We start from the raw sequence: 12,105 nt of genomic DNA on the forward strand, positions 1-12,105 counted from the left end.
GCCGTTGAGATCGTCGAGCCCGACGGAGCAACTCGACAGGATCGGCATCCGCCACAGGGAATTGTGGCCCGACATCAGGAGGTACCGCCATGGCATGGTCCGCCAGCCAATATGTGAAATTCGAGGACGAACGCACACGACCGGCACGCGATCTTCTGGCGCAGGTGCCGCTGCAGAGCATCGGCCGCGCCGTCGACCTCGGCTGCGGGCCGGGCAATTCGACCGAACTCATTATTGAGCGTTATGGCGCCGAAGGTGTCGCCGGCCTCGACAGCGACGTCAATATGCTGGAGGCGGCCCGCAAGCGACTTCCCGGCACCGCCTTCGTCGAGGCCGATCTCGGCAGCTGGCAGCCGGCGGAGCCCGCCGACCTGCTCTTTGCCAATGCCGTCTTCCAATGGCTGCCCGATCATCTCGACATTTTCGACCGGCTAATGGACGGGCTTTCGCCGGGCGGCGTGCTCGCCGTGCAGATGCCCGACAATCTCGGCGAACCCTCGCATCTGGCAATGGAGGAGAGCGCGCATGCCGGCCCGTGGAAGGCCGCCTTCGAGGAAAAGAGCGTGCGCCGCCAGCCATTGGCTCCGCCCTCCACTTATTACTCCAGGCTGATCGCCAAGGCTTCGCGCGTCGATATCTGGCACACCATCTACAACCACCCGATGGCGGATGCGGCGGCAATCGTCGAATGGGTAAAGGGCACCGGGCTGATGCCCTATCTCGCCCATGCCGGCGAAAAGCACCGCGAGGCTTTTCTGGCGGATTATCTGGAACGGGTGGAAAGGGCCTATCCGAAGCTATCGGACGGGCGGGTGCTGCTGCGGTTCCCGCGAATTTTTATGGTGGCGGTGAAAAAATGATCGGTTGCGGCCGGTATGCTCACCTACCTCCCACACCGGCTAATGGTTTCGCACAAATTGCCCTAGTCCGTTTGACGCGAGCGCTTTAGTTAACAGCGGTCAGCCCTCCAACAACGCATCCAGTTGGGTAATCTCAGCTGCGGTCAGGCTGATACCTTTGGCTTCCGATTGGATGCGCGCGGTGAAGCGGCGCTGCGACGGAAGCCGCGCACCTTGTCCGACGATCGATTCGAAGAGCACTTCGGCGCGCGCGAACGATCGCCGGGGCGGCCTCTGGCGAAGGCTTCGGGTGACATTGCAATGATCAGTTCGCCATGGAACGGCGCCAAGATCGTCGTGCCGAGGTAGTCTAGAACCTCGGGGCTGGTGAGATCGCCGATCATGATGCCGGCGAGCAACTCTATCATGGTGGCGATGGCGGACCCCTTGTGGCCGCCGAAGGGCATCATTGCACCTTCGAGCGCAGCAACCGGGTCAGTGGTTGGGTTGCCGGCAGCGTCAATCGCCCAACCTTCCGGCAGTTGCTTGCCAGCGCGGCGGTGCAGTTCGATCTCGCCGCGCGCGGCCACCGAAGTGGCAAAATCGAACACATAAGGCGGCTGGTCCTTGCGAGGCCAGCCGAAGGCAAACGGATTGGTACCGAGCAGAGGCTTGCTGCCTCCGGATGGGGCAACCGTCGCATAGCTCGGGCACATCACCAATGCTGCGAGACCGTGCGCGGTCAACGCCTCGACCTCTGGCCACAGCGCCGAAAAATGCGAGCAATCGTTGACGATCATGGCGGCGATGCCAAGCCGCGTTGCGCGTTCCGCCAGGGCAGGTACGCCGAGCTCAAACGCCGCATTTGCGAATCCGCCCCGCGCATCGACCCTGACGATCGCGCTGCCGTCATCCGGCGCGAGAACAGGAGCGGCATCGGGCTTCACCTTGCCCGCCTTTACCGTGCGCAGCACACCCTCGATGCGGTAAATGCCGTGCGACTTGCAGGCATCGCGTTCTCCGGCCACGATGACATGGGCCAGAGCCGCCGCCTGGATCTTGTTCAATCCTGCGCGCTCGAAGATGGCAACGACGCGACTTTGCAGGGCTTCCACGCTCATCGTAACGGCTTCAGTCATCCGATTCTCCATCGAAGTTAAGTTCGGTTTTCGCCCGCCCTGCCTCTTTGGGTGCCAGCCACATGCGGCAAAGTCTTCAACGGCTTTGAGGATGTTCATCAAATGATCGCCGCCGCGACGCCCAGTGGTGGCGGAGGCAAACAGCATGACGCCCTGGGGTTCCGTGGCGGCGATGGGTTGCCTCGATCAGGGCTCGCTGGAAGTCATCGCGCCCAGCAGTTTCGGCAGGTCGCCGAAGCGTGCGACGAGACTGAAGACAATCGCTGCCGTCGCCACAAACAGGACCGTCACCGCCGCCATGGTCGGCGTGTAGCCGTAACGCAGCGAATTGAAGATCTTGATCGGCAGCGTTTCCATCGTGAAACCGACCGTCATGTAGGCAACGATGTATTCGTTGAGCGATAGCACAAAGGCAAAAGCGTAGCCTGACACGATGTACGGCGAAATCAGTGGCAGAACGATGGTTCGGAACACAGCGCGATCATCACCGCCCAAGGTCGACGCGGCCTCTACGAGCGAGTGATCGATGGCCGAAAAGCCGAGCGAAATGGTCACCAACGGCAGCGTGACGAAGAAGATGGCGTGGCCGATCACCGCCGTCCACGACTGCCCGTAAAATCCGGTCGTGGCCCAGAAAGTCAGCAGGCCGAGCGCCGTGATAACCGGCGGCAGGGTAAAGGGCGCCACTCCGAGCAACTGGAAGATATTGGCCCAGGGCGCGTAGCGGCGCCATAGGAACCAGGCTAGCGGCAAGGCGATCAGCACTGCCAGCGCCGCCGACGAGAGCGCGAGCACAAGTGACGCGATCAGCGCGTTGCGCCATTCCATGTGGAGAAATATTTCACCGTACCAGCCGAGCGAGAAGCCTTGCGGCGGGAAGGTCAAGCTCTGCTTGGCGTTGACCGACACGCCGGCGACGACGATCAGCGGCAGAGCGAGAAACAGTCCAACGGCCCCGAAAAGAACGTTGCGGAGAATAGTCATTTGATCGCCCCTCCTCGGCGGCCAACGAGCAGGGTCAGCGCTACAAGGGCTAGTGTGACCAATACCAGGAAAACCGCCATGGCAGCCGCGAAGGGCATGTTCGATTGATAGATCGCCTGGTCGGTAATGTGCACGGAAAACGTCCAGTGCTGCGGGCGGCCGAGCAGTTGCGGCAACAGATAGGACCCGAGCGCGAAGATGATAACCATGATCAGCGTGGCGACGATCGTATCGCGAAGCGCAGGCACGACGACGGTGAAGAATGCCTTGACCGGCGAAGCGCCGAGCGTACGCGCGGCCTCCAAAAGCGTCGGATCAAGCCGCACCAGCGCGGGATAGAGGACTAGGACCGTGTAGGGGAAGGCCTGATAGACCATGCCCGTGACAACGGCCCCGATGCTCGGCGTCAGGGCGACTGCCTGCTGCATGAGGCCGAGCCACACGAACAGGTTGGTGATGCCGGCCGTGCGCGAAAACAGCGTCGACCAGGCGAAACCGATGATTACCTCAGAAAGGGACAGGATCGAAAGGAGTGCGACCAGCCAGACCACCTGGGTGCTCCGCTTCATACGGATCAGCAGATATGTGAAAGGCAGGGCCAGAACGACACACATGACGGCCACCGCAATCGCAAGGATCAGCGAGAAGCTGAGCACTCCGCCAAAGAAGGCAGAGAGGAAGCGGACATAATTATCGAAGACAAAATCAGGCGTGTAGAAGGCGCCCTGCTGGCGCTTGAAGAAGCTGACGGAAATCATGGTGCCGAAAGGCACGACGAAGAAGACGATTAGCATGATCGCCGGGAAGGCTAGCGGGGCATAGTCGCCAAGCGTCTGGGGGGCTTCGCGTCTCATTGCTCGAGCACCACGCAGTCCTTGTCGGTGAGCGCAATGCCGACCTTCTGGCCAACCGCCACGTCAGGGCGCTCGCGCGGCGTCGAGACTGCAATGAACTGCTGACCGCCGACATTGACAAAGGTTTCGACGACGCCGCCGAGATCGCGCACGAAGATGACCTCGCCCATCAGTGCACCGGCCTTCGGCGGGCCCAGGCGCACGTCTTCCGGCCGGATCGAGAGCGTGGCGCGCTCGATCCCTGCCGACAGCGACAAGTCGGCGACCGGCTGCCCCAATATGCTGACCGCGCCGCCCTCCCGCCTGGCCTCGACCAGATTTGTTTGGCCAATGAAATCCGCTACGAAGCTGTCTGCCGGCCTACGATAAATCTCGGTCGGCGACGCCGCCTGGCGTATCTGACCGCCGTTCATGACCACCACCGTATCGGCCATGGTCATCGCCTCGCGCTGGTCGTGCGTGACGGCGATCGTGGTGATGCCGAGCCGCTGATGAAGCTGGCGAAGCTCCACCTGCATGGCTTCCCGCAGCTTGGCATCAAGCGCCGACAGCGGCTCGTCGAGCAAAAAGAGTTTTGGCGAAATCGCCAGTGCCCTAGCGATTGCGACGCGCTGCCTCTGGCCGCCCGAAAGTTTCGACACGGCTCGATCAGCGTAGCCCGGCAAATAAATCATCGCCAGCAGCTCTTCGACGCGCTTTGCCTGCTCGTCCTTCGGCCGGCCGCGAATGCGAAGTGGATAGGCGATATTCTCGCCTACCGTCAGGTGCGGGAACAGCGCCAGCGACTGGAACACCATGCCAAGCTCGCGCTGGTGCGTGGGCGTCCTCGTGATGTCGTTCCCATTGAGCGTGATGCGGCCCGATGTCGGCAGATCTAGACCTGCGATCATGCGCAGCAAGGTTGTCTTGCCGCAGCCGGAGGGGCCGAGCAGACAGACGAATGCGCCGTGCGGCACCGTCAGGTCGACATTGTTGACGGCGCGAAAGGCGCCGAAGTCCTTGACGATATTCTGAAGCGTGAGTCCCGACATATGCCCCTTCCCAACCGAAAGGCAGGCCCCTGAACGGGGCCTGCGAAAGCACGATCAGTGTCAGCTGGCGATCATTTCCGTCCACTTCTCGTTCAGCCAGTCGGCCTTGGAGATGTACATGTCGTAGTGTGGAATGATCGGTTCGATGTCGGAGGAAACCGCCGCAAATTCCTTCTCGTTCAGGTCGGTCGTTTCGCGCTTGACCGTTGGTGACGTGCCTACCTTGCGTGACAGCACGGCCTGGATGGACGGCTGACACATATAGTCGATGAAGATATGCGCCTCTTCCGTCTTCTGCGACGCCTTCGACAGCGCCCACGAGCCCGCGTCCTGGATGCCGCCTTCCTTCGGGAAGGTCGAGCGAACGGGTTGGCCGTCCGCGGCGGCGAGGCCGGTCACGTCGTGATAATACTGTCCCATCGGGATTTCACCCGATTTTAGCGCCTGTTCGAACTGCGCCTCGTCGCGATACCACAGGCGGACATTCGGCTTCAGCTCGGCCAGCTTGGCGAAGACCTTGAGGATGCTCTCCTCAGTGTCGAGCGCCTGGGCGCCGCCGAAATAGGTCTTTGCCGTCACGTCGAGCAGGAAGGAGTTGGAGACGAGCGCCAGCAGACCGAGCTTGTCGGCATTGGCGGGATCCCACAGCGCGGTCCAGCTGGTCGGCGCTTCCTTGTAAACATCGGTGTTGGTGACCAGGGTGATGAACCATGAGACCGCGCCGATGCCGGCGACGCGGCCATCCTGGTATTTGTTGACGAACCGCTCAAGCAGGTTGCTGGAGTTCTTGATCTTGGCGAGGTCGAGCGGAGCCCACAGCTCTGTGGCCTGACCCTTGCGCATCGACACCTGCGACATCATCGAAACGTCAGCCGGCGCCTGGCCTGCCTTGGCTGCCTGCTGCATCTGCACCAGCCAGGCCTCGCCGGTCGGCTCTGCGACGGATTCGACGGCGATGCCGGTCGCCTTGGTGAACTCCGGAAAGATGTTCTTGTCGAACGAGTCCTTGAAGTAGCCGCCATAAACACCGACCTTCAGCGACTTGTCCTGAGCGCGCAGCACATTGGGCATTGCCAACATGGCTACACCCGCACCTATTCCGAGGCCGAGCACGGTGCGGCGGTTCGTTGTCAGTTTCGTCATCGTCTTTCTCCTAACCGATGCGGCACGCCGCTTCCCTCTTTCAATTTATTCGAGGCCTTTGCAGCCTTCTTTTCGTTCCTGGCCTTGAGCTGCGGCCAGGGCCGTCAGGCGGCACGGCGGATTGCCGGGCTGAACGCCATCAGGCTCAATATTTCGAACAGCATCTGCGCGCCGGCATGGGCTGTGTTGGTGGTAGCGTCATACTGGGGCGCGACCTCGACGACATCGCCGCCGACCAAGTTCACGCCCTTGAAGCCGCGGATGAGCTCCAGCGCCTCGCGGGTGGTGAAGCCGCCAATCTCCGGCGTGCCGGTGCCCGGCGCGAAAGACGGATCGAGGCTGTCGATGTCGAAGGAAAGATAGGTTGGCCCGTCACCGATGATGGCCTTCGTCTTTTCGATAATTGCTGGAATGCCCATTGCCGAGATCTCCTCAGCATGGATCACCGTCATGCCCGAGGCATAAGAAAACTCCCAGAGATATTCAGCCGAGCCGCGAATGCCGATCTGAACCACGCGCGTCGGGTCGAGCACACCGTCGAGCACCGCGTTGCGGAACGGCCCGCCGTGGTGGAACTTGGTCAGGTCGTAAGCACCGCCGGTGTCGCAATGGGCGTCGATATGTATCATGCCGACTGGCCGCTCCTTGCCAACGGCCCGCAGAATCGGATGGGTGATCGAGTGGTCACCGCCTACCGAGAGCGGCAGCACACCGGCGTTAACGATCTGCGCGACGCGTGTTTCGATATCCTCATGCGACAATTCCAGCCGGTAGCGGCTCTGAAACGCCACATCGCCAATGTCTGCCACGCGCAGTTCCTGAACCGGCGCGCAGCCGAGCACGTGATTGTAAGGCCCGATGCGCTCAATGGCGCGTAGCGCGCGCGGCCCGAAGCGTGAGCCTGGGCGGTTCGTCACCCCCAGATCCATCGGCACGCCGAGGATCGCGACCTGCAGATCACCGAAATCCGGGTCCTCGTTGTCGACCTGCATCAGCGGGGCGGAGAGGAATGTCGGGATTCCCGAATAGGGCGCGAGCCTGGTGCCGCTCTTGTTAAAGATCTTCTCCGCGACCTTGCGGAACTCAGGATGGTGCAACTCACCGCCGTGGCTGTCGCCATATCTGGCTCGGAGTTCGGAAAGCTTGGTTTCATTCCAGGACATGACGGCCTTCTTGAGGGTGACGATGTTGCGATCAGGATGGCAAATCGGTCCTCGGCTGCAGCTTTGCCGCAGAGGCCGATGGCTTCTTTTAGTGATTGAACGGCAAGCTCGCTGGAAAATCAATTGATATTAATATACAGCTTCGTGCGAGTTTTTCTCACAGGTCATTGCTTATGTCCAGCCGTCTGCCGCCCCTCAACCCGCTACGCGCGTTTGAGGCAACCGCCCGCCATGGATCGGTTTCCGCGGCGGGCCGCGAGTTGAATGTCACCCACGGCGCGATCAGCCATCAGATACGCACATTAGAGGAATCGCTAGGCGTGCGCCTGTTCGAACGCGGCGGCAAATGGCTGAAGCTTACAAGCCAGGGCGCGTTGCTGATGCCGGTCGTTTCCAACGCATTTTCGGACATCGCAGCAGCGAAAGCCGCGATGACCCGGCCCTCGACCGGCGGCACGCTGCGCGTGACCTGTGTTGCGGCAGTACTGTCGCTGTGGCTTATCCCGCGGCTTCAGGAATTCACCGATCAATATCCCGACATCCAGCTCGACCTGCGCGCCTCGAACGAACCGAACAATCTGAACTCCCCGAATGTCGACCTGTGCATTCTCTACGGCAGCGGCAACTGGCCCAATTATTGGTCGCGCCTGTGGAGCCGGATGGAGCTCTTCCCTGTCGTCAGCCCGGCGCTCATGAACAGGCGTCCCCTGCGCTCCCCGCGCGACCTGCGTGACCATATGCTGCTGCACGCCGATCGCGGCAATGAGTGGAACACTTGGCTGACCGCCGCCGGCATTGCGCTGCCGGCGCGCCAGCACATGATGAGCGACGCGCGCCTATCGATCGAGGCGGCCATGCACGGCCACGGCGTTGCGCTCGGCGACAATATCACCACCGCGCACATGATCGCGCGGGGCGAGCTGATCGCGCCATTCGACCTTACGGTCCCGGCCAACGACGCGGTCTATGTGGCCTGCCGAACCGAGGCTCATGCGACGCCAATCGTGCGTGTCTTCATCGACTGGTTCTATGCTTCGCTCGTCCATAACTGAGCACTGATTGCTTGATCGAGAGCCATCCATGACATTGCCTCTTGCAGCCACCGGGGGTCTCGGCACCCCTGCTGCCCCGAAATGTCAAATGCCTGTTATCCCTCGCCGCCTATGTTGCGACGGAACCGGCAGGCTTTATAGTCGGACACAAAATCTCGGAGATGATACATGCACGCTGCCCCTACCCCGCCGGTCACCCTCGTCATCTTCGGCGCCACCGGCGATCTGACGCGCCGGCTGCTGGTGCCGGCGATCATCAATCTGACGCGCCAGCGCCTCGTCGGCGAGGATCTCCATATTCTCGGCATCGGCATCGAGCAGGGCGACGACGAATTCCTGCGCGGCCGGCTCGACGCATTCCTCAACCACCTCAACGGCGAGGAGCAGACGGTCAAGGACGAAGCCTGGGAGAGCCTGCGCCGGCGCATAAGCTACACATCGGGTGATTTCACCAAGGACGATATTTTCCTCGAGATCGGCAGGCGGCTGGGGCCCGATGCCAATGCCGCCTTCTATCTCGCGGTGCCGCCATCCTTCTTCGGCTCGATCGTCGAGAAGCTCGCCGCCCATGGCCTGACCGACGAGAAGGACGGCACCTTCCGCCGTGTCGCCATCGAGAAGCCGTTCGGCACCGATCTCGCCTCGGCACGGGCGCTCAACGCCCAGATCCTCGCCCAGATCGGCGAAAACCAGATCTACCGGCTCGACCATTTCCTCGGCAAGGAGACGGTGCAGAACCTGATGACGGCGCGTTTCGCCAATATGATCATCGAGTCTTTGTGGAACAGCCGCTATATCGACCATGTGCAGATCACCGCCGCCGAAATCGTCGATGTCGGCAGCCGCGGCAAATTCTACGATGCCACAGGCGCGTTGCGCGACATGGTGCCGAACCATCTTTTCCAGCTGCTGGCGATGATCGCCATGGAGCCGCCGAACAGCTTCGATGCCGAAGCGATCCGCAACGAGAAGAGCAAGGTGCTGAAGGCGCTGCGCATCTATACGCCCGAGGAAGCAAAAACGCATGGCGTGCGCGGCGCCTATAGGGCCGGGCCGCTGAACGGCGTCGAGCTTCCGGCCTATCGCGGCACCAAAGACGTTTCACCCGACAGCCGGACCGAGACCTATGTGGCGCTGAAGCTCTATGCCGATACCTGGCGCTGGGCGGGCGTGCCCTTCTATTTGAGAACCGGCAAGGCGCTGACGGCGCGCGACACCGAGATCGTCATCACCTTCCAGCCTGTGCCCTTCGCGCAGTTCCGCGAGACCGAAGTCAATCGCCGCCTGCCGCCGAACCGGCTGGTGATCCAGGTACAGCCCGACGAGGGCATGAGCATGGAAATCTCGATCAAGTCGCCGGGGCTTTCGGTCGATACCACGCCAGTCTCTCTCGACTTCCGCTACGCCGACAAGTTCGACATCGGCAAGACCACAGGCTATGAATCGCTGCTGTACGATCTCTTCATCGGCGACCAGACACTGTTCCAGCGCGCCGACGGCATCGAGGCCGGCTGGGCGGCGGTACAGCCCTTCCTCGACATCTGGAGCAAGGACCCGAGCACGCCCGAGGCTTACGCGCCGGGCAGCATGGGGCCGGCCTGCGGCGACGAACTCATCGAGCGCGACGGGCGAAAATGGCATGAACTCGGCGTCATCCTGCACAGAGAGGCGAAGAACGGCAAATAGCGCCCTTCCCTATTATCGACCTTCACGGCATGCGGGGCTGACGGAGGCACCGCTATTGCCACCTTCAGTGGCCAGCGCGCCGCGGGCCTTGTGCGGCGGGCAGCGCGCCCAGTCGACGCGGCCGCTCGGGGCGCCTTCGTCGATGCTGCCGGTTTCGATCGAATCGAGCGGGATGACCAGCCCGTTCTGCGTCTCGGCACCGGGCGAGGTGCCGAGCGGCGGCGTGCCGTCGATCCGGCCGCTGGCATCCATGCCCATATTCGTCTGGGCAAGGACCGGGGCGGAGAGGCTGAGGAGAGCGATCGACGTTGCTGCAATAAACCTGCGCATGATGCTATTCCTTCTGGTGTCGGCGATGCGACAGAAACAGCGATTCTGCGTTCGTTGTTCCCTATGGGACGAGCACGAGCGATCAAAGTTTGGCGAGCAGAATATCGGCCGCGTAAAGGCGCCTTCTCCGGCTCAATCGCGCCAGTGTGACAGCACTTTCTCCAGCCCTGTCGGATAGAGATCGATGCCGGCATCGCGCACCATGTTGCGGCCGAACCAGCGCGCCGTCGCCGCCGTCTCGTCGAGCTCGGAATAGCGGATTTCCTCACGCGCATAGAGCGATGCATCGGTAAGTTCGATATCGGCGGCGAAGATATATTCGTGACCGGTCGCGCCATGATGCTGGAAGATGTTTTCGAGCAGATGCCAGGGGCCGACGATGCGGATCGCCGTTTCGAGTTCCTCCCGGAATTCGCGCTGCAGGGCCTGTTCGCGCGTCTCGCCGAATTCGATCGAACCGCCGAGCGGACGAATGCCCTTGATGCGGCCGCCGTCATCCTCCACTTCCGCGGCGAGCAGCCGGTCTTGCCTCCATGCAAGGCCGATCACCTTCACCCTGATCTGCTGCGGTGGGCGCCAGACAGTCATGCGGCTATCCTTCTTTTCGACGGAAATCCCTACTTAACCGACAAAGGTTGCAAGGCAAGGGCGACCGGGAATTATCACGCGCGTATTCTTAGGCTAAGATTGATATCTATTGCCACAACGGAACGACTACCCCATACTGATGATAACGAAAGGAAAGCCATGCCCAACGTTGCGCTCGGAAGCCACTACGAGGAGTTTGTCAGGAAGCAGCTGGAATCCGGCCGCTACAACAACGCCAGCGAGGTCGTCCGTGCAGGCCTACGGCTGTTGGAGGATCATGAGGCGGCCCGCGAGCGCTGGCTCAATGAGGAGATCCCGGCGCGCTACGACGAGCTGATGAACAAGCCGAGCCTTGGCATCCCGGCCGAGACGGTGCGCTCTCGCTTTGAAACCAAACGTCGGAATGATGCGGCGAAAGCCAAGTAGGGATGCCCTATCGCATTGTTTACCATCCCAAGGCAGAAGCAGAACTAGACAAGCTCTATGCCAATATCGCCGTTGAGGCCGGAACTTCTATCGCTGGCGACTTCGTTGACGCGGTGATCACCTTCATCGAAGCTCTGGCGACGTTTCCGGAACGGGGCACGGTGCGGGAAGGCCGGATCCCCGGCTTGCGGATTATCGGCTATCGGCGCAGTGTCAGTGTAGCGTTCTCGGTTAGTGGCGATAACGTCATCATACTGGGTGTGTTTGCGCGGGGACGTAATATTACCGACGAGATTCTGGAAGAGCGACAACGGTGAACCTCCGCGGCAAGGCCGCGAAGGCTTATTTTGGCGGTTGTCGCTCAGACGAACTGGCTGAGCCCCGGAACCGAAGCGACGACTTCGTCGACGACCTCTTCGCCGGCATATTGCTTGGCAATGGCAATGGTTTCCTTGGCAAGCGAGGTGATCTCGCCCATGCCGAGGCCTTCGCCCATCAGCTGCTGGCCGAGGCCCATGATGCCGCCGCCGCCGAGCGAGCTCATCAGCCCGCCGAGCAGGCCGCCGCCGCCGGCACCGGCGCCGTTGAACTGGGCGACGAGATCGGCGCCGCCGGGGATCGCTTCGATCATCCGCGCGACCGGGCCGTCGGCCGCCTCGCGCTGCAGGAAGCCGAGCATCATGCCGAGCGCCTTTTCGGCCAGGTCCGGCGCAATACCCACGCGATCGGCGATCTGGGTCACAATTTCATTCATGCTAGCCTCCTGTTTTTTGACGTTAACGTCAACGTTATTCGAAGTTCGAGCGCAACTCAAGCTGCGCTTTCAGCGGCGGTTCTGCTTTCCCCGCAAACAGTTGTCCGCATCCTTCC

The 12,105-nt window shown here is 61.7% G+C and carries 13 protein-coding genes and 1 pseudogene; 5 read left to right on the forward strand and 9 right to left on the reverse strand.

The window, feature by feature from the left end:
• The first annotated feature begins 89 nt into the window (after positions 1–89).
• The gene (gene tam, locus EFR00_RS23360; RefSeq protein ID WP_077994773.1) at positions 90–860 is read left to right on the forward strand and encodes a trans-aconitate 2-methyltransferase; all 771 of its coding nucleotides are present in this window, start codon (positions 90–92) and stop codon (positions 858–860) included.
• A 99-nt stretch (positions 861–959) separates the two neighbouring features.
• On the opposite strand, the pseudogene EFR00_RS23365 reads toward tam, so the two are convergent.
• The 6 genes and pseudogenes from EFR00_RS23365 to speB form a co-directional block, all read right to left on the reverse strand.
• Positions 960–1,978: pseudogene (locus EFR00_RS23365) on the reverse strand (Ldh family oxidoreductase).
• 186 nt (positions 1,979–2,164) lie between these two features.
• Positions 2,165–2,962: an ABC transporter permease gene (locus EFR00_RS23370; protein ID WP_077994772.1), complete on the reverse strand. Its 798-nt coding sequence runs from the start codon at positions 2,960–2,962 to the stop codon at positions 2,165–2,167.
• Positions 2,959–3,816, reverse strand: coding sequence for an ABC transporter permease (locus tag EFR00_RS23375; RefSeq protein WP_077994771.1), 858 nt, complete (start codon positions 3,814–3,816; stop codon positions 2,959–2,961). Before EFR00_RS23375 ends, EFR00_RS23370 begins: the two co-directional genes overlap by 4 nt.
• Entirely contained in the window at positions 3,813–4,847 is a 1,035-nt protein-coding gene (locus tag EFR00_RS23380; protein WP_077994770.1) for an ABC transporter ATP-binding protein, read from the reverse strand. The genes EFR00_RS23375 and EFR00_RS23380 overlap by 4 nt, the downstream gene beginning before the upstream one ends.
• 60 nt (positions 4,848–4,907) lie before the next feature.
• Positions 4,908–5,990 (reverse strand): ABC transporter substrate-binding protein, encoded by a 1,083-nt coding sequence (locus EFR00_RS23385; RefSeq protein ID WP_077994769.1) that lies wholly within the window; start codon positions 5,988–5,990, stop codon positions 4,908–4,910.
• Positions 5,991–6,094: 104 nt separating this feature from the next.
• Positions 6,095–7,153, reverse strand: coding sequence for an agmatinase (gene speB, locus EFR00_RS23390; RefSeq protein WP_077994768.1), 1,059 nt, complete (start codon positions 7,151–7,153; stop codon positions 6,095–6,097).
• A gap of 173 nt (positions 7,154–7,326) precedes the next feature.
• Here speB and EFR00_RS23395 point away from each other — a divergent pair, with 173 nt between their 5' ends.
• Together EFR00_RS23395 and zwf are read left to right on the forward strand one after the other, a co-directional pair.
• Complete coding sequence (locus EFR00_RS23395; protein WP_077994767.1) at positions 7,327–8,205, forward strand: LysR substrate-binding domain-containing protein; 879 nt, start codon at positions 7,327–7,329, stop codon at positions 8,203–8,205.
• 168 nt (positions 8,206–8,373) lie between these two features.
• Positions 8,374–9,891 (forward strand): glucose-6-phosphate dehydrogenase, encoded by a 1,518-nt coding sequence (zwf, locus tag EFR00_RS23400; RefSeq protein WP_077994766.1) that lies wholly within the window; start codon positions 8,374–8,376, stop codon positions 9,889–9,891.
• Between the two features lie 12 nt (positions 9,892–9,903).
• On the opposite strand, the gene EFR00_RS23405 is transcribed toward zwf, so the two are convergent.
• Entirely contained in the window at positions 9,904–10,221 is a 318-nt protein-coding gene (locus EFR00_RS23405; protein ID WP_077994765.1) for a hypothetical protein, read from the reverse strand.
• Between the two features lie 132 nt (positions 10,222–10,353).
• Positions 10,354–10,809, reverse strand: a complete 456-nt coding sequence (locus tag EFR00_RS23410) for an NUDIX hydrolase (RefSeq protein ID WP_077994764.1) — start codon at positions 10,807–10,809, stop codon at positions 10,354–10,356.
• Positions 10,810–10,968: 159 nt separating this feature from the next.
• Between EFR00_RS23410 and EFR00_RS23415 the strand changes: the two genes are divergently transcribed.
• Complete coding sequence (locus EFR00_RS23415; protein ID WP_009993190.1) at positions 10,969–11,235, forward strand: type II toxin-antitoxin system ParD family antitoxin; 267 nt, start codon at positions 10,969–10,971, stop codon at positions 11,233–11,235.
• Positions 11,236–11,237: 2 nt separating this feature from the next.
• On the forward strand, positions 11,238–11,552 hold the full coding sequence (locus tag EFR00_RS23420) for a type II toxin-antitoxin system RelE/ParE family toxin (protein WP_009993189.1): 315 nt from the start codon (positions 11,238–11,240) through the stop codon (positions 11,550–11,552).
• A gap of 44 nt (positions 11,553–11,596) precedes the next feature.
• On the opposite strand, the gene EFR00_RS23425 is transcribed toward EFR00_RS23420, so the two are convergent.
• A complete protein-coding gene (locus tag EFR00_RS23425; RefSeq protein ID WP_004679798.1) occupies positions 11,597–11,989 on the reverse strand; it encodes a hypothetical protein in 393 nt (130 codons plus the stop codon).
• Positions 11,990–12,105: the final 116 nt, after the last annotated feature.

It is taken from the genome of Rhizobium sophoriradicis, from assembly GCF_003939025.1.
Classification (GTDB): Bacteria; Pseudomonadota; Alphaproteobacteria; order Rhizobiales; family Rhizobiaceae; genus Rhizobium; species Rhizobium sophoriradicis.

Bases quoted from the DNA above. Each gene is read 5' to 3' on its own strand.
- tam (WP_077994773.1), top strand. From the start codon at position 90: ATGGCATGGTCCGCCAGCCAATATGTGAAATTCGAGGACGAACGCACA.
- EFR00_RS23370 (WP_077994772.1), bottom strand. From the start codon at position 2,962: ATGACTATTCTCCGCAACGTTCTTTTCGGGGCCGTTGGACTGTTTCTC.
- EFR00_RS23375 (WP_077994771.1), bottom strand. From the start codon at position 3,816: ATGAGACGCGAAGCCCCCCAGACGCTTGGCGACTATGCCCCGCTAGCC.
- EFR00_RS23380 (WP_077994770.1), bottom strand. From the start codon at position 4,847: ATGTCGGGACTCACGCTTCAGAATATCGTCAAGGACTTCGGCGCCTTT.
- EFR00_RS23385 (WP_077994769.1), bottom strand. From the start codon at position 5,990: ATGACGAAACTGACAACGAACCGCCGCACCGTGCTCGGCCTCGGAATA.
- speB (WP_077994768.1), bottom strand. From the start codon at position 7,153: ATGTCCTGGAATGAAACCAAGCTTTCCGAACTCCGAGCCAGATATGGC.
- EFR00_RS23395 (WP_077994767.1), top strand. From the start codon at position 7,327: ATGTCCAGCCGTCTGCCGCCCCTCAACCCGCTACGCGCGTTTGAGGCA.
- zwf (WP_077994766.1), top strand. From the start codon at position 8,374: ATGCACGCTGCCCCTACCCCGCCGGTCACCCTCGTCATCTTCGGCGCC.
- EFR00_RS23405 (WP_077994765.1), bottom strand. From the start codon at position 10,221: ATGCGCAGGTTTATTGCAGCAACGTCGATCGCTCTCCTCAGCCTCTCC.
- EFR00_RS23410 (WP_077994764.1), bottom strand. From the start codon at position 10,809: ATGACTGTCTGGCGCCCACCGCAGCAGATCAGGGTGAAGGTGATCGGC.
- EFR00_RS23415 (WP_009993190.1), top strand. From the start codon at position 10,969: ATGCCCAACGTTGCGCTCGGAAGCCACTACGAGGAGTTTGTCAGGAAG.
- EFR00_RS23420 (WP_009993189.1), top strand. From the start codon at position 11,238: ATGCCCTATCGCATTGTTTACCATCCCAAGGCAGAAGCAGAACTAGAC.
- EFR00_RS23425 (WP_004679798.1), bottom strand. From the start codon at position 11,989: ATGAATGAAATTGTGACCCAGATCGCCGATCGCGTGGGTATTGCGCCG.